6 protein-coding genes are annotated in these 18,801 nt (G+C 62.8%); all 6 read right to left on the bottom strand.

Annotation, left to right across the window (positions count from 1 at the left end):
* Nucleotides 1–21 precede the first annotated feature (21 nt).
* Nucleotides 22–333, bottom strand: a complete 312-nt coding sequence (locus tag FDP25_RS04410) for a hypothetical protein (protein ID WP_154149306.1) — start codon at nt 331–333, stop codon at nt 22–24.
* Nucleotides 330–8,642, bottom strand: a complete 8,313-nt coding sequence (locus FDP25_RS04415; protein WP_154149308.1) for a SpvB/TcaC N-terminal domain-containing protein — start codon at nt 8,640–8,642, stop codon at nt 330–332. Before FDP25_RS04415 ends, FDP25_RS04410 begins: the two co-directional genes overlap by 4 nt.
* 361 nt (nt 8,643–9,003) lie before the next feature.
* Nucleotides 9,004–13,251, bottom strand: a complete 4,248-nt coding sequence (rpoC, locus tag FDP25_RS04420; RefSeq protein ID WP_154149310.1) for a DNA-directed RNA polymerase subunit beta' — start codon at nt 13,249–13,251, stop codon at nt 9,004–9,006.
* An 80-nt stretch (nt 13,252–13,331) separates the two neighbouring features.
* A complete protein-coding gene (rpoB, locus tag FDP25_RS04425) occupies nt 13,332–17,480 on the bottom strand; it encodes a DNA-directed RNA polymerase subunit beta (protein WP_154149312.1) in 4,149 nt (1,382 codons plus the stop codon).
* Nucleotides 17,481–17,733: 253 nt separating this feature from the next.
* Nucleotides 17,734–18,114, bottom strand: coding sequence for a 50S ribosomal protein L7/L12 (gene rplL, locus FDP25_RS04430; protein ID WP_154149314.1), 381 nt, complete (start codon nt 18,112–18,114; stop codon nt 17,734–17,736).
* Between the two features lie 72 nt (nt 18,115–18,186).
* A complete protein-coding gene (gene rplJ, locus FDP25_RS04435; protein ID WP_343031957.1) occupies nt 18,187–18,705 on the bottom strand; it encodes a 50S ribosomal protein L10 in 519 nt (172 codons plus the stop codon).
* Nucleotides 18,706–18,801 lie beyond the last annotated feature (96 nt).

Here is an 18,801-nt window from a genome sequence, read left to right on the forward strand (position 1 = left end):
AAATTATTGGCGCGATCCGTTTTAAAACTGTGGGATGCGCATGGTTATGTCGGCCCCCCGGTTGCGTAGGGCGTCCGGGGTGGTGACGGGGTCGGGCCCGTCGCAAATAAGGGCCGCACCGATCGGCGCGGCGTTTTGGCTATCGAAGGCGATGCTGTCGGGGTCGGCCCCCTCCGGCAAAAGCCAGAATTCCGGGCCAACACCGCTGGACGTATGCAAAACCTGACCGCCCTTTATCGCGCCGAGCTGCACCAGTTGCCCGGCCTTGGCCAAGCGGCCCAATCTGGCCGCTTGCGCCTCGGCGCTGACCCAGTTGAGGCCCGGCGCGCTCATGGTGCGCCTGCCGCGGCGGCGGGGTTTTCATCGTCGCCGGTCAAGTAGCGGTAGGCGCCATACGCCGCCCCGCCAAGCCCGGCCATCCCGGCGGCGGTCCATCCCATCGCTTGGCGTGCCATCGCCACATTTTTATTTTTACCCAAGTAAAACACATACGTGGAATGGAGGGCGTTAAGCGGCACCATAGGCAAGGCATGCAGGCGGCCCGTGGCCAGCCGTCCCGCAGCATAGGCCCCCATTTCGTCCAGCATACTTATGATTGCGAACACAGGTTGCCCTTTCGGGGTTTCCCACATGTATTTCTTTACTGGCCAAGCCACCAAATTGGTGAAGGCGTGAAAGCCCTCATGCACCGCAGCGTCCAATTTGTTGGGCAGGCGAGTGGCCTTGTTCACAATCGTGGTTTTCATATACGGCCAAAAACCGAGAAACTTTTGCGGCGTCGTAGCGCGAAAAGCCTCTGCCCCATCCGTCATTCCGTAAAGAAACCAGCGGCCCACAGCGCTGTCGACCATGGCCGCGCGCCATCCGCCTTTGCTCATGGCCCAATTGTAGAATTTGTATTGCAGACTATAATCACCGGCCACCCATTTGAAGAGATTGTCGGCATAGACGCTCATTTGTTTCGCGCCTTTGACTGAAAGCTGTTTGAGCCCTTTGACCGACAGGTTCTTGGCGGCTTTGCGGCCAAGCGTTGTGAGGGCTTTCACGCCCGCTTTGACCGCGACTTTCAGGCCGGTCTTGATGGCCGCCAAGCCACCAAGGGTCACCACCGTCAGGGCGATATCCACCACCGTCAACGCCACATAAAGCCCCTGCCCCCATGAGCCGAGGTTCAGGCTGCCCATGCCGCCGGGGATGCCGCCGGATTCGCCACCTTTCTTGTCGCCGCCAAACTCTAGGTTCCAGTAGCCCGCGTATTTGACCACCTTGTCCATGACGGTGGCCGGCTTTTGACCGCCGCCGCTTTCGTCGCCGTTTTGGCCGGGCGTCTTGTTCTTGTTGGCGTCACCGCTGGCGCCTCCTTTGCCGTTTGTGCCGCCGGTTTGCGGGCCGGCGTTGCCGCTTCCGGTGCTGCGCTCGCCGCCCGTGCCTTTGCCTTCGCCGGTGGCCTCGCCGTCGGGGTGCCCATTGAGCGACCCCTTGATGCTACCGCCGGCCATGCCCCCTTCTTGACCGCCCTTTTGGCCGCCGGGGGTTTTGCTGGTGCCGCCCTTTTCGCCATCGGGCAGGGCGCCATTGGCCTCGGGGTCGGTGCCGGTGCCGTTGCCCTTGCCGCCTTTCTTGCCCTCGGCACTACCGCCCGGTTTATGCGCATCGCCCAACCCGCTGCCGCTGGCGCCGGGGCGCGTGTGTTCGCCGCCCTTGCCGCTACCGGTTTTTTTGGGGTCGCCTTCGCCCGCACCATGGCCCGTGCCCTTGTCGCCCAACCCATGAGCGTTTGCCTCGTTTGAGGTGCCGCCGCCACCGTCGCCATCGCTTTTGGACAAGGGATTGCTTCCGGTGCCATCGTCATCGCCTTGATCACTGCCGTTCTTGGCCTTGCCCTCGCCATCCTTGCCGGTGGTGTCGTCCCCGGTGCCATCGTCGGCACCTTGGGAGAGGTCGGCGCCGTCTTTCTTGCCGTCCTTGGCCTCTGTGCTGTCATCGCCTTCACCGCCGCCACCAGAGGTGTCTCCGCCGGTCTCGGTGCTGTCGGAGGTGTCCTCGGGGTCGGTGTCGTCCTTGGGGTCGCCCGTGCCATCGCCGGTGCCGGTGCCATCCTTGGACCCACCCGGAGTGGTGACCACCTGCACGTCTTCGCCAGCGGCCAGTTTGCTTTCAGCAAGCGCCGCCATCTCGGCCTTGCTGCCCATGTGCACGGTGCCCTGCGTGTCGATGAAATAGGCGAAATTCTTGGCATCATAGAGCGCCTTGAGTTCCTTGAAGCGCTCGGGGTTGGAGGTTTTCAGACCGACGATCGCGTTGATCACCGCGTCGGGCGTTTCGGCCACTTCGACCGGGATACGTTTGCCCCGTTCGCCGCTGCCCGTTGTTTGCAGGCCGGTCGGGTCAAGATAGGTGATCGGGTTGCATTGCGCGTAGATATAAAGGTTCGGGCCATCCTCATCGCCCGCCGGGTCGGGAGATATCCACCGACAGAGCCAACTTGCATAGTAGCGCTGCCCGATATGGTGCAGCCCGGTGGCATCGTCGCGTTCGCGCCCGATGAAGCCGAAGCGCTTGAGCGCCACCTCGCGGGCATTGTCGCCCGCGGCAAAGGCGCGTTGGCCGAAGGGCAGGTATTCTTCGTAGGAGATGATATTGCCCGTCTCATCCAGCCGCAGCGAGGCCGAGCACAGATGATCGCCCAGCGTATAACGCAGGCGGTGCGCGGTCACGTCGTTGGTTTCCCGCGCGCTGCTGTCGAGGGTCCAGCGGTAAAGCTCGGCCATATCGGACAGCCCGTCGGACAGCGTGGTCGTGAACCGTTCGAGGATCATCTGATCGTCGCGGAAGATGCGGCGGCGTTGTGCGCCGGGCAGATAGGTCACCTCGGTCCGCTCGACGATGCCACCGGCCAGCATGCGGCGGGTGATCCGGCGCAGGCGGTTGCCGTCGCCGTCATAAAGATAAACCTCGTCATCATCCGGCAGGCCTTGATCGGAACGGTCGATCACCACCGCGCGGGCCAGCCGGTGATCGTGCCGCCATTCCAGCCGTGCGATGTGGTCCATGCGCTGTAGCTCACCCGCGGCGGCGAAATCGGCCTGCGGGTTGGGATAGGGCAGGCCATCGGCCCCCAAGGCGGGGCGCGATCGGTTGCTGGCCGCGTCGATCCAGAAATCCTGTGTGAAATTGCTTAGGGTGCCGGTGTGGCGCAGGCGTTCAAGGTTGCCCGACAGGTCATAATCGTAGCTTTGGGTAAAGCGTTCGGTGGCCGAGCCATCCGACAGTGCGAAACCGGCCTGTGGGGTTGGCCCGGCAGTGAGGGCGTTATGCGCCCGCCCTTCGCAGCGGGTCAGCCGGTAGAAGGGATCATAGGTATAAAAGCGCGCGGCGCTGACGGCGGGGGCGGTGCGGAAAAAAGCCGAAGCCCCGCCGCCCGCCGGATCATGGGCCAGATCCTGACAGGCGGTGATATTGCCCACCGGGTCATAGGTATAGTTGAGGTCCTGGATCAGCCGCACGCGCGCCCCGGCGGCGGGGCGGCGGGCCTCGATCCGGCGGACCAGACGGGTGTCGGGGTCATAGCTGCGGGTCAGTTCGACGCCATTGCCCAGACGGGCGAATGCGCGCTGGCCCTCCACGTTGTAGCGCGCATCTCCAATGATCTGGGTTTCGGCCACCTGCCCGTCCAGCGTGGCCACCGACAAGGCGGCAAGGTGGCCGCCATCGGTATAGGCGGCGCGCAGGCGCGTGCCATCGGGGCGCTCTTCGCTCAAGGGACGGCCAAAGGCATCGTGGTGCATACGGGTGGTGAAAACATCCGCCTCCAGCGCCACGGCCCCCGTCCAATCGGGCGCGGCCTCGGCATCGGCCAGCAGTTGCATCGAGCTGCGGGTGGGTTGCCCGGTGGGCAGGGCATCCAGCAGGCGGTGTTCGCCCGCATCATCGCGCGTGACTACGGCCATCCCCAGAAGATTGCGCGACAGCGTATCGGCATCGGTGGGGTCATCGGCATAGGTCACCGTCTCAACCCGGCGCAGGCCAGCGCCGGTATCGACATCCACGGCGACGACCCGGTCGGTGGCGTCAAACCGCGTGTGCCGGATCGTGCCATTGGCCAGCGTCAATTCCACGGCATTGTCGCGATCATCGAACAGGGCGCGGGTCCGGCCGGCATCGGCCAGCCATTCGGTGATCTTGCGCCCCTGCATGTCGTAAACATGGCGCGAGGTCTCGACCCCGCGCGCATCAATCACGCGCGTGATGTCGCCGTAGTGGTCATAAAGACTGCGCATTTCGCGCAGGCCTGCGGCCCCGCCGTCTTCGCGCAGGCGCACCTGTGCGCCCGTGGCATCAAAGATACGTTCCACCGGGGTGCCTGCATGGGGCAAGCTGCCATCAAGCGCGCGGCGTTCGGGGTGATCGGCGGGCAGGATGTCCCGCGACAACCGCCACGCGGATTGATCGACCGTATCGTTGGCATCGAAATGCCGCTCTCCCCATGCGCCATAGTCCGAGCGTTCCATGGCCCCGCCGGGCAGAAGCCGCCGCACCACCCGTCCGAAGGCATCGAAATACTGTTCGGTCGGCTGCCCGAATTGTTGCAGCACCTCGTCGGCCTCGTAATCGGGGCGGTCCGAGAAATAGGGCTCATAGGCGCGGATCGGTTCGCCCTTCTGGTTGCGCTGAACCCAGCCATTGGTGGTCCAGCGTTGGGTGGCGTCTTGCAGATCGGGCGTGCCATCGGCGGCCAGCACCACGTCGCCTTGGGCGTCGCGGTGAATGGCCGGGCCACCCTCGACCCGTTGTTTGCCGCTCAGCACCTCACCATAGCCGTCGTGATACAAAACTTCGGCGCGCAGATGGCCCATGGCCTGCGCACCGCCCTGCCCGTCATGCCGAAGGTCACCCGCCAGAATGGACAGTTGCACCGGCGGGCTGCCATCCCGCTCGAAGGCCTCAAGATCGTAGATCATGAGCTGTGAGGCCGCCCCAAGCGCCGCCGCCGGATCGGCCAATGCGGTTGCCAGATCGGGAACAGGCCCAGCCTGCGGCGGATCAAAGCCCCAAGGCTGCTGGGTGCCGGTGTCATCCACCACGCTGCCGCCATGCGCGGCGCGCAGCGGGATGCCCAGCGGGTCGAACACGGTTTCGCTCCAAGCGCCGGTCGGGCTTTCGCTGCGGCGGGGGGTCAGCGCGTGGTAGTCGATCACGCTGGTCGCCACCGCGCCAAAGGGGTCGGTCATCGACACGGCGAACAGATGCGCCGCGTCAAACCCGTTTGTCGTGCGCCGCCCATCGGGAAGGATATGCCCCGTGGCGCGGAAAAAGCCAGCGGCCTCAAGATAGGTCAGAGTCGGGGTCGCGCGCCACCAATGCCCATCGCGTTGCCAATGGCCCAGATCGGTCAGGCGCGGGCCGATGGTGGCCCCGTAGTGAGTGGTGGCGAAAAGGTCAGAGAACACGGCGCTTTCGGCATGGTGCAGGCGCGGCGGTTGCGCGATGTCTTGCGGGCGGTCGAAATCGGCAGGCTGGCCCGCCGCGTCATAGTGGATTTGCCGGCTCCAATGGCTACGCAGGGCGCGATTGGGCACCGGCGGGGCGGCGAAGCCAAGCGGGTCGGCCAGCGCCGTATCGACAAGCGTCGCCATCTCGTCAAACCGGAACCAGCCGCGCGCCGGGGCGGCAAGACCGGGCAAAACAAACTCCTCTTGCTCGCGCAGAAGGTTGAGCGACAGCAGGTCGTCGTCGTCTGCGTGGTGCAGGGTTTTGCGCGTGATCTCGCAGGTCAGGGTGGATTGCCCTGTATCTTCGACCGGCTGTCCGGCGCGGCGCGGGTAACTAAGCGTTGCGGCCAGAGTATCGGCCCCGTGGTCATCGCGATGCAGGATGAAGGCATGCGATTCACGCGGATCATCAGCGACGCCGTGATAAAGTGCGGCGCTGCTTTCGCGGTCAAAACAGGCCAGTACCGCGCGATCCTGTGGCCGCCTGCGATTGCGCAGGGCGGCCGCGGCGGCGGGGGGCTGCTCCATGCGCACCGCAAAGCCCGATTGGTTGACCGACATCGGCACCGGGGCCGGGCCATCGGCCCCGATGGCATAGGTTTCTTCGCGCAAGACACGCCCGCGCAGGCATTTGCGCGCGTCTTGCAGGGTTTCCATATCAGGCACCGGCGCGCCGGGCGGGCGTTCGAAGTGGAAGGCCGGAACCTTGATTTCCTGCGGATCACCCTGCCAATAGCGCGCCTGCGCCGGATCGCCCTGCCCGTGGTCATAGAAGGCACGGGTCATCAGCGGTTCACTGACCGGCAGGTCCTCGCCCTCGGTTTGCAGGAAATCGGCGGTGACGATCTCGACCTCGCCAAAGCCCGCGAAACTGCGGCTGCGCCCGTCATAGGCCCCATTGCGATAGCGCAGTTGCGTCTCGTATAGGGTGCCGGTGATCAGGTCTTCGCTGATCACCCGGTCGACCGTGACCAGATGGCTGGGCAGGCTGGTATCCCATGCCCGGTCGCTGCCTTTATCGCGCAGGTAATGCTGCGCCGAATGGCCATATTCCAGACGGTCGCAGCGGCCCATGCCATTGCGCACTTCGCGCATCAAACCGGGCGGCACCGCACCGGACAAAGGCAGGCTTTGCCATGTGGCGATGCGACCGGGGCGCACTTCGGTCCAGACCAGCGACAGGCGCCCGTCGGCCATGATATCGGCCACCTCGACGGTGCTTTGGGTGTCGATCATCGGCAGGCCCGACAGGATGCGCGGCGCGCTCCAGCCATTGCCGGCCTCGTTGGTCCAGATGCGCACCTCCCCCTCGCCCAGAAGGATCAGGTCCGCCGTGCCCGAGCCATCCAGATCGGCCAGCAGGATACGATCCAGCGCAAAGCCGCCCGCGGTCTCCAGCACAGGCGCGTTTTCCATCACCACCGGCGCGCCGAAACGACCACCGCCCAGACCGGGCCAATAGGCCATCATGCCGCTGCGCACCAAGACCTGATCTTGCAGGCCATCGCCGGTCATATCGGCGAAAAGGTAATCATTGGCGGGGTCGCTGCTGAGCGGGGGGGCGCCGGTGGGGCCTTGGGCGGCCTCCTCGGGCAAGCGCGTGCGCTGTGCCTGCGGGGCGTAACCGGCGCGGCCGCGCGCCTCGTAATACCGCAGGCCCTCACCATCGCGCACCACCAGATCGGCGCGGCCATCGCCCGTCATGTCAAGGCGCTGCACCCCGGCAAGGCTGCCAAGGGCGGGCATTTCATCGAAGGGGTGAAAGGCGCTCCATTCCCCCGTGGTGCGGTCGAATGTGTAATGCCCCGCCCCCTGCCCCGCATAGGCGACCGCATCCATGTTGCCATCGCCATCGAAATCGCCAAGCGAGATGGCCGCAAGGCTATGGGCCGGGCGGCTTTGCACACAGACGGGCGGCGCGAACCGCCCGCCGCCAAGGTTACGTTGAAAGAACCACCCGGCGGGGTCGTCTTGCAACAGGCCCGGCAAGCCTTCGCCGTAAAGATCGGCCAGAAGCGTCTTGGCATTCGACACGCCACCGGGGGCGGTGGCCTGCAAGGGGGCGGACACGGCGGCGAAGGTATCGGCGATCGACGGTTGGGTGTAGTCGAACCGAAGCGGCGGCATGGCGCGGCTGGCCCCCTCGCGCCAGCCTGTCTTGGTCACCCCGGTCAACAAGGTGCCGCTGGTGCGGCGGTCATAATCGAAGGCGATGCTGCGGGTCAGAACGGGCTGTGGCCCCAACGCATCGAATTGGTGAAACAGCAAGGCGCGCTGACACAGGCGCCATGTCCGCAGGTCGAACCCCGCAGTGCAGGTTGAAAAGGGATCGGGCCGCACGGGCCACGCGCGGTCAGGCGCGGGGCCGGGCGCATCCGGGTCGTGATCGCCATAGTCAAAGACCAGTTGGAAGGCCCATCCGCTGGTCGCCGGATCGAAGGCGTCGACATCCTGCGCCGGGGTCGTATTCACCCAATGAACGGATTTGAGATAGCGTTGCGCCAGTGCGCCGCGCCGCGCGCGGTCGGCCAAACGGTCCCCTGCCCCGCCGCGCAGGTCCTCGGGCTGGTATTGATACCAGATGGCATCGCCCCGCGCGTTGACCGTCAGTTCCGGCAACCATTGATAGATGCGCCGTGGCTGCGCCGGGTCGGCAATGCAGGAACCTGCATCGGGGTCGCGTCCATAGATTGTGACGGCATTGGTGGTGTCGCGGCTGCGCCAGTGGACCGCGCCGGTGGCGATCTCAACCCAGCGTTCAAACCGGATACGGCTGCTGTTTTCCTGCGCGATGAAGGTCTCCACCCGGAATCCGGCCTCGCTGCGCACCATGGCCCGGCCCGCCGCGTCATGCTTGGGTACAAGCGAGCCACCCAGAGTGGCGGTATAGCCATCGCTCTGATCGTAGCGTGGCAGGCTATCGCTGGTGTCGATGGTGATGACCGGCAGGCCCATCAAGACCCAACCGCGCCCGAAGGCCCCCTGCATCCGCGAGGAGGCATAGGTCAACCCGAGAGTCGGTTGCAGGCCATTGCGGCCCTCGGGCAGGTCGAAATCAAGACTGACCTGTGCCGACCCGGTAAAGCGATCTGCCGAGACTTGGTAAGACAATGCCAAGTCCGATGGTGAAAAATTCGATGACCCAGACATCGCGATCCTTTGAAAACACGACGAAAGAAGAAACCCGTGAAAAACAAAATATCCAAGAAAGGCCCAAGCAAGCCTCAACTCAGGGTAGTGTTGATTCTCGCAATCCGTCAATTTTTTTTCGCCGGGATCGGCCAAAAGGCGCGCAGGAGCCTACGTGACTTCGCAGCCCATACGCGGCCAGCCAGGCCACTTGCAGCAACCGGTGGAGCGAAAAAATTGCGTATTATTCAGAACTTGCCCCTGCACGGACCAAAGACAAGTTGGCGTTACACAGCAGGCATAGACCGCGGGCGCTCGCGGTTTTGAAATGCAAAAGGCCCCGCGCTCTGCGGGGCCTTTCAAGGTGTTGGTGTCGCCGGGTTTACTCTTCGCGGCTTTCGGGGGTGTCGACGAAGGTGTCGAATTCATCCCCGCCAACCACGTCATCCTCTGCCGGGGCAGCAAGCGCTGCGGCGGCTTCGGCTTCTTCGCGGCGAGCTTCGATGACCACATTATCACGGCCCTGGGCGATATGGCGCACCTTGAGGGTCGCGCCGCCGGTGCCCGCCGGGATGAGGCGGCCCACGATGACGTTTTCCTTCAGGCCCACGAGCTTGTCGCGCTTGCCCTGAACCGAGGCCTCGGTGAGGACGCGGGTGGTTTCCTGGAACGAGGCCGCCGAGATGAAGCTGCGGGTTTGCAGCGACGCCTTGGTGATGCCCAGAAGGATCGGTTCGCCCTGTGCGGGGCGGCCCCCCTTGGAAATCGCCTTTTCGTTGGCGGCGTCGAATTCGGCCTTGTCCACGTGTTCGCCCTTGAGCAGCGTGGTTTCGCCCGAGTCCAAGATCTCCCACTTTTGCAGCATCTGGCGGACGACCACCTCGATGTGCTTGTCGTTGATCTTCACACCTTGCAGGCGATAGACGTCCTGCACCTCGTCGATCATGTAATCGGCGAGGGCCTCGACCCCCATGATCGACAGGATGTCGTGGGGCGCGGGGTTGCCGTCCATGATGTAGTCGCCCTTCTGGACGAAGTCACCTTCCTGGACAGGAATGTGCTTGCCCTTGGGCACCATGTATTCGACGGGCTCCATCGACTCGTCCGAGGGTTCGATGCTGATCCGGCGCTTGTTCTTGTAGTCGCGACCGTAACGCACGTAACCGTCGATTTCGGCGATGATGGCGTGATCCTTGGGACGACGCGCCTCGAAGAGTTCAGCCACACGCGGCAGACCACCGGTGATGTCCTTGGTCTTGGCGCCTTCGCGCGGGATACGCGCGACGACGTCACCGGCGTGGATTTCCTGACCGTCTTCGACCGACAGGATGGCATCCACGGACATCGGATAGGTGACCGGGTTGCCCGCGTCGTTGCGCACGGGTTCCCCATCTTCGCCCATGACGATGATCTCGGGCTTGAGTTCATTGCCCTTGGGTGCCGCGCGCCAGTCCATCACGATTTTCTGCGTCATGCCGGTGGCTTCGTCGGTCACGTCACGCACGGCAACGCCGCTGACCAGATCGACGAACTTGGCGGTCCCGCTTTTCTCGGCGAGGATCGGCAGGGTATAGGGATCCCATTCGAACAGCTTGTCGCCACGGTCCACCTTGGCGCCGTCCTTGACGTGCAGCTTGGTCCCGTAACCCAGTTTGAAGCTGGCCAGCTCGGCATCGTTTTCGCCCATGATCCGCAGTTTCATGTTGCGGTTCATGACCAGCGTTTCACCCGAGGCGTTTTCCAGCGTCTGCGCGTTCTCGAACGAGATCGTACCGGCCTGACCTGCCTCCTGGAAGGACTGCTGACCACCCTGCGCCACGCCGCCGATGTGGAAGGTCCGCATCGTCAGCTGGGTGCCGGGTTCACCGATCGACTGCGCGGCGATGATGCCGACAGCCTCGCCGGTGTTGACCATGGTGCCGCGTGCGAGGTCACGACCGTAGCACATCGCGCAAACGCCATCCTCGGCCTCACAGGTGAGGGGCGAACGGATGCGTGCCGATTGCACGGCGGCCTCTTCCACGGCGTCGGCCATGCGTTCGTCGATCAGTTGACCGGCGGCGATGACCACCTCTTCGGTGACCGGGTTGACGATGTCCTCGGCGGCAACACGGCCAAGGATACGTTCGCCCAAGCTTGCCACGACCTCACCGTCGTTGACGGCGGCCTCGGCGGTGATGGCGCGTTCGGTGCCGCAGTCGTGCTCGCGCACGATGCAGTCTTGCGCCACGTCCACCAAGCGACGTGTCAGGTAACCCGAGTTCGCGGTTTTCAAGGCGGTGTCCGACAGACCCTTCCGGGCACCGTGGGTGGAGTTGAAGTACTCCAGCACGGTCAGACCTTCCTTGAAGTTCGAGATGATCGGCGTTTCGATGATGTCGCCGTTCGGCTTGGCCATCAGGCCGCGCATTCCGCCCAGCTGTTTCATCTGCGTGACCGAGCCCCGCGCGCCCGAGTGGGCCATCATGTAAACGCTGTTGGGTTCGGCAACTGCGCCGGTTTCGTCCTTTTTCTCGGCCGAGATTGTGCCCATCATCGCCTCGGTCACCTGGTCGTTACACTTCGACCAGGCATCGACAACCTTGTTGTACTTTTCGCCCTGTGTGATCAGGCCGTCCATGTACTGTTGTTCGAAGCCTTTCACCTGATCACGGGTTTCCTCGACGATGGTCCATTTGCCGTCGGGGATCACCATGTCGTCCTTGCCGAAGGAAATCCCGGCGCGGAAGGCTTCCTTGAAGCCCATCGACATGATCTGGTCACAGAAGATCACGCTCTCTTTCTGGCCGCAGTAACGATAGACGGTGTCGATCGTCTGCTGCACTTCTTTCTTGCGTAGCAGCTTGTTGACCAGTTCGAACGGGGCCTTGGTGTTCATCGGCAGCAGCGCGCCGATGCGGACACGGCCCGGGGTGGTCTCGTAGCGTTTCATGACCACTTCGCCGGTTTCCGGGTCGACCTGCGGCACACGCGCGGTGATCTTGGCGTGCATATGCACCTCGCCCGCGTCGAGGGCGTGCTGCACCTCTTCAATGGAGGAGAAGACCATGCCTTCACCCTTCATGCCTTCGCGCATGATGGAGGTGTAGTAGAGGCCGAGAACCATGTCCTGCGAGGGCACGATGATCGGTGCACCGTTGGCGGGCGACAGAACGTTGTTCGTCGACATCATCAGCACACGCGCCTCAAGCTGGGCTTCCAGCGAGAGCGGCACGTGAACGGCCATCTGGTCACCGTCGAAGTCGGCGTTGAAGGCCGAGCAGACCAGCGGGTGAAGCTGAATGGCCTTGCCTTCGATCAGCACGGGTTCGAACGCCTGAATGCCAAGGCGGTGCAGCGTCGGTGCGCGGTTGAGCATGACGGGATGTTCGCGGATCACCTCATCCAGGATATCCCAGACCTCGGGGCGCTCTTTCTCGACCAGCTTCTTGGCTTGCTTGACGGTCGAGGACATGCCCTTGGCTTCGAGCCGCGAGTAGATGAAGGGCTTGAACAGTTCCAGCGCCATCTTCTTGGGCAAGCCGCACTGGTGCAGCTTGAGTTCCGGGCCCGTCACGATGACAGACCGGCCCGAGAAGTCGACGCGTTTCCCCAGAAGGTTCTGGCGGAAGCGGCCCTGTTTCCCCTTGAGCATGTCCGACAGCGATTTCAACGGGCGCTTGTTGGCGCCGGTGATCACGCGGCCGCGGCGGCCGTTGTCAAAGAGGGCGTCGACCGACTCTTGCAGCATCCGCTTTTCGTTGCGGACGATGATGTCGGGCGCGCGCAGTTCGATCAGGCGCTTGAGGCGGTTGTTCCGGTTGATCACACGACGATAAAGGTCGTTGAGGTCGGAGGTGGCAAAACGGCCCCCGTCCAGCGGCACCAGCGGGCGCAGTTCGGGCGGGATGACCGGGATCACGGTCATGATCATCCATTCCGGGCGGTTGCCGGATTCGATGAAGCTTTCCACGACCTTGAGGCGCTTGATGATCTTCTTGGGCTTCAGCTCACCCGTGGCTTCGGCCAGATCGGCGCGCAGCTGCTCGGCCTCGGATTCGAGGTCGATGTTCTGCAGCATTTCGCGGATGGCTTCGGCGCCGATGTTGGCGGTGAAGGCGTCCATGCCATAGGCGTCTTGCGCGTCCATGAACTCTTCTTCCGAAAGCATCTGACCATAGGTGAGGTCGGTCAGGCCCGGTTCGATCACGACGTAGTTTTCGAAATAGAGAACGCGCTCCAGATCGCGCAGGGTCATGTCCAGCATCAGGCCGATGCGCGAGGGCAGCGACTTGAGAAACCAGATATGGGCACAGGGCGCGGCCAGTTCGATGTGGCCCATGCGTTCACGGCGGACCTTTTGCAGGGTCACCTCGACACCGCATTTCTCGCAGACGACGCCGCGGTATTTCATCCGCTTGTATTTGCCGCACAGGCATTCGTAGTCCTTGATCGGGCCGAAAATACGGGCGCAGAACAAGCCGTCACGCTCGGGCTTGAAGGTCCGGTAGTTGATGGTCTCGGGCTTCTTGATCTCACCGAAGGACCACGAGAGGATCCGTTCCGGCGACGCAAGGCTGACCTTGATCTCGTCGAACACCTTGGCGGGGGCGTTCGGGTTGAAAGGGTTGTTTGTGAGTTCCTGGTTCATTTCATGTCCTCAATTCTGAGAGGGTGCGGTGGGGAGGGATGGCGTGGGGTGCGCAAAGACTGCGCACCCATTGGAAAACGTCACTCCGCGTCTTCCTCCTCCTCCGCATCCAGGAGTTCCATGTTGAGGCCGAGGCCGCGCACTTCCTTGACGAGAACGTTGAAGGATTCCGGCACGCCGGCTTCGAAGTTGTCCTCGCCCTTGACGATCGACTCGTAGACCTTGGTCCGGCCTGCCACGTCGTCCGATTTCACCGTCAGCATCTCTTGCAGGGTATAGGCGGCGCCGTAGGCTTCGAGTGCCCAGACCTCCATTTCCCCGAAGCGCTGACCACCGAACTGCGCCTTACCGCCCAGCGGTTGCTGGGTGACGAGGCTGTACGGCCCGGTGGAGCGTGCGTGGATCTTGTCATCGACAAGGTGGTGCAGTTTGAGCAGGTATTTCACACCCACGGTCACGGGGCGCGAGAATTGCTCGCCCGTGCGACCATCAAACAGCAGCGACTGACCGCTTTCGTCGAAACCGGCGCGTTTCAGCGCGTCGTTCACATCGGCCTCTTTCGCGCCGTCGAAGACGGGCGTGGCGATGGGAACACCGCGGGTCACGTTCCCGGCGGCTTCGACAAGCTGACCTTCGTCCATACCGGCGATGCCTTCTTCGTAGACATCATCGCCATAGGCGATTTTCATGGCCTCGCGCACCGGCGTCAGGTCGCCCGAGCGGCGGTATTCCTGAAGCGCCTCGTCGATCTTGATACCAAGGCCGCGCGCGGCCCAGCCCATGTGGGTTTCAAGAATCTGACCGACGTTCATCCGCGACGGCACGCCCAGCGGGTTCAGGCAGAAATCAACCGGGGTCCCATCGGCGAGGAAGGGCATATCTTCCATCGGCACGACCTTCGAAATCACACCCTTGTTCCCGTGACGACCGGCCATCTTATCGCCCGGCTGAAGCTTGCGCTTCACGGCGATGAAGACCTTGACCATCTTCATCACGCCCGGCGGCAGGTCGTCGCCACGGCGGACTTTCTCGACCTTGTCCTCGAAACGGGCATCCAGGGTGCGTTTCTGCGCCTCGTATTGCTCGTTCAGGGCTTCGACGATCTGGGCGTCTTTCTCGTCTTTCAGCGCCAGTTGCCACCATTGGCCCTTGGTCAGGGTTTCAAGCAGGTCCTCGGTGATTTCCGAGTTCGCCTTGACGCCCTTGGGGCCTTTGACAGCGACCTTGCCGAGGATCAGCGATTTCAGACGGGCATAGATGTTGCGATCGAGGATCGCCAGCTCGTCATCGCGGTCTCGGGCGAGGCGCTCGACCTCTTCACGCTCGATTTGCAGGGCGCGTTCGTCTTTTTCAACGCCGTGGCGGTTGAAAACACGCACCTCGACCACGGTGCCGTAGTCGCCCGGTTTCACGCGCAGCGAGGTGTCGCGCACGTCGCTGGCTTTCTCGCCGAAGATGGCGCGCAGCAGCTTTTCTTCGGGAGTCATGGGCGATTCACCCTTGGGGGTGATCTTACCCACGAGGATATCGCCCGGTTCCACATCGGCGCCGATGTAAACGATGCCCGCCTCGTCGAGGTTGCGCAGCGCTTCTTCGCCCACGTTGGGGATGTCGCGCGTGATTTCCTCTGGCCCAAGCTTGGTGTCACGGGCGGCGACTTCGAATTCCTCGATGTGGATCGAGGTAAAGACGTCATCGCGCGCAATGCGTTCCGAGATCAGGATCGAGTCTTCGAAGTTGTAGCCGTTCCACGGCATGAAGGCCGCGATCACGTTCTTGCCGAGGGCCAGTTCCCCCATATCTGTGGACGGGCCATCGGCGATGACTTCGCCCTTGGCAACCGTATCGCCCACTTTCACCAGCGGACGCTGGTTGATGGTGGTGTTCTGGTTCGACCGCTGGAACTTGCGCATCCGGTAGATGTCGACGCCGGGGTCGCCGACCTCAAGATCGGCGGTGGCGCGGATCACGATCCGCTGGGCATCGACCTGGTCGATGACACCGGCACGCTTGGCCATGATGGCCGCGCCCGAGTCGCGTGCGACCACTTCTTCGATGCCGGTGCCCACGAGCGGGGCCTCGGAGCGCAGCGTCGGCACGGCCTGACGTTGCATGTTCGAGCCCATGAGCGCGCGGTTGGCGTCGTCGTTTTCAAGGAACGGGATGAGCGAGGCCGCGACCGAGACCAGCTGTTTGGGGCTGACGTCGATCAGGTCCACGGCATCGACCGGCGACAGGGTATATTCCCCGGCCTGACGGGTGTTGACCATCTCGTTCACGAACTTGCCGCTGTCGTCGAGAGTGGCGTTGGCCTGTGCCACGACGTGACGCTGTTCCTCGGTGGCGGACATATAGGAAACCTCATCGGTCACCTGCCCGCCTTCGACCTTGCGGTACGGAGTTTCGATAAAGCCGTACTTGTTCACGCGAGCGAAGGTCGCGAGGCTGTTGATCAGGCCGATGTTCGGGCCTTCCGGCGTTTCGATCGGGCACATCCGGCCATAGTGGGTGGCGTGCACGTCGCGCACCTCGAAGCCTGCGCGTTCACGTGTCAGGCCGCCCGGCCCAAGCGCCGAGAGACGGCGTTTGTGGGTGACTTCCGACAGCGGGTTGGTCTGGTCCATGAACTGCGACAGCTGCGAGGAGCCGAAGAATTCACGCACAGCCGCGGCGGCGGGTTTGGCGTTGATCAGGTCTTGCGGCATGACGGTGTCGATCTCGACGCTGCTCATGCGTTCCTTGATAGCGCGTTCCATCCGCAGAAGGCCGACACGGTACTGGTTTTCCATCAGTTCGCCGACCGAGCGCACCCTGCGGTTGCCGAGGTGGTCGATGTCGTCGATGTCGCCCTTGCCGTCGCGCAGTTCCACCAGTGCCTTGATGCAGGCAACGATATCTTCGCGGTCCAGCGTGCGCTGCGTATCCGGCTTTTCAAGCGCCAGACGCATGTTCATTTTCACGCGGCCAACAGCCGACAGGTCATAGCGTTCGGAATCGAAGAACAGCGTGTCGAAGAGTGCGCTTGCGGCCTCTTCCGTGGGCGGTTCACCCGGGCGCATGACGCGGTAAATGTCCATGAGCGCGGTTTCGCGGTTCATGTTCTTGTCCATCGCCATGGTGTTGCGGATGTAGGGGCCGACGTTGATGTTGTCGATGTCCAGCACGGGGATGTCGGTGATGCCCGCATCCAGCAGCTCCTGCACGGTGCCGCCGATGATTTCACCGTCCTTGTCGCGCTCGACGGTCAACTCGTCACCGGCCTCGACATAGATCGCGCCGGTTTCTTCGTTGATGATGTCACGCGCGACGAATTTGCCCGCGATCTGATCGAAGGGCAGCAGGAGGTCTGTCACTTCGCCTTCGTCGATCAGTTTCTTGACGGCGCGCGGGGTCACTTTCTTGCCCGCTTCGCCGATCACTTCACCCGACTTGGCATCGACAAGGTCAAAGGTGGGACGGGTGCCGCGCACACGCTCGGGGAAGAACTTGGTGACCCAGCCGTGGGCCTTTTTCTTCAGCTTGTAATCGACGGTGTCGTAGTAGGCATTCATGATGCCTTCCTGATCGAGACCCAGGGCATACAGCAGGGTGGTCACCGGCAATTTGCGGCGACGGTCGATCCGGGCGAAGACGATATCCTTGGCGTCGAATTCAAAGTCGAGCCACGAGCCGCGGTAGGGAATGATGCGGCAGGCGAAGAGCAGCTTGCCCGAGCTGTGGGTCTTGCCCTTGTCGTGGTCGAAGAACACACCGGGCGAGCGGTGCATCTGGGACACGATCACGCGTTCGGTGCCGTTCACGACGAAGGTGCCGTTCGGCGTCATCAGGGGCATATCGCCCATGAACACGTCTTGTTCCTTGATGTCTTTCACCGACTTGGCGCCGGTATCTTCGTCCACATCAAAGACGATCAAGCGCAGGGTGACCTTCAGCGGCGCGCTGTAGGTCATGTCGCGCTGCATGCATTCCTCGACGTCGTATTTCGGCTTTTCCAGCTCGTAATCGACGAATTCCAGCACGCTGGTTTCGTTGAAATCCTTGATCGGGAAAACCGATTGGAACACGCCTTTGATGCCTTCGCCGTCCATCGGCTGGGGCTGGTCGCCGGAGTTCAGGAAGAGGTCATAAGACGATTTTTGAACCTCGATGAGGTTCGGCATGTCGAGAACTTCGCGGATTTTACCGAAGTATTTACGCAGACGTTTCTGGCCAAGGTAGGTCTGAGCCATGGTCGATGTCACCTTTCGTTTCTCACCGGAAACGCCTGCTGTCGGGCTACAGCGGCGTACCCATACGAGACGGCGGGTGCGATCCATTCCCGGCCCCTGTCCCACCAGGGGCCTCCCGATCGCGAGAACCGCGCCTTAGAAAGGGCTTTCCAACCGAGGGGCTGCAAAAGCCCTTTCTAAGACAGGTTCGGCTGAGCGCGGTATATGTCCGCGCTCAGCCAGTCTTGTGCACTCCGGGTTGCCCCGGCGCGACTTACTTGAGCTCGACTTCGGCGCCAGCCGCTTCGAGTTTCTCTTTGATCTCGTCGGCTTCGGCTTTGTCGACGCCTTCTTTGACGGCTTTGCCGCCGGCTTCGACCAGTTCCTTGGCTTCTTTGAGGCCCAGGCCGGTGATGCCGCGAACCTCTTTGATGACGTTGATCTTCGACGCGCCGGCCGATTTCAGGATCACGTCGAATTCGGTTTGCTCTTCAGCAGCACCGCCAGCGTCGCCGCCTGCGGGGCCAGCCATCATCACAGCGCCACCAGCGGCGGGCTCGATGTCGTACTCATCCTTGAGGATGGTTTTCAGTTCTTGTGCTTCGAGAAGCGTCAGACCAACGATCTCTTCAGCGAGTTTTTTCAGATCAGCCATTTTATCAGCTCTTTCCGTTTTAAGATGTGTTCCAACGTCAGGGGAATTCCCTACGCGGTCCTTTTCAGTTGCTTACGCGGCTTCCGCCTTCTCTTCGATGGTCGAAAGAATGCTCGCGATGTTCGAAGCAGGTGCGCCAATTGCACCGGCGATGTTCGAAGCGGGTGCGCCCAGCATACCGGCGATCTGAGCAAGCAGCTCTTCGCGCGACGGCATATCGGACACGGCTTTGACACCGGCACGGTCCAGGTGATCCGACCCCATGGCACCGCCGAGGATCACGAATTTCTCGTTATCCTTGGCAAACCCTTCGGCGACTTTCGCAGCCGAAACCGGGTCTTCCGAGTAGGTCAGAACGGTCATGCCCGTCAGGTAGTCACCAATGCTTTCGCACGGCTTACCCTCAAGGGCGATCTTGGCGAGCCTGTTTTTCGCGACGCGTACAGAGGCTTCGGCCTCGCGGGCACGGGCCCGCAGGTCTTGCATCTGCGCAACTGTAAGACCCGCGTAGTGGGCAACCACTACGACGCCAGAGCTTTCGAAGATCTGGCCGAGTTCCTCGACCACTTTCTCTTTCTGGGCTCTATCCACAGTTTCACTCCAAATTTGGGGGTTTCCCCCCGGCTCATGTTTGCCACCCCGGATGGGGCAGCGTTCGGGTCCAAAGTCAGGGTCCCGAGGCCAAGA

The organism is Roseovarius bejariae (assembly GCF_009669325.1).
Classification (GTDB): Bacteria; Pseudomonadota; Alphaproteobacteria; order Rhodobacterales; family Rhodobacteraceae; genus Roseovarius; species Roseovarius bejariae.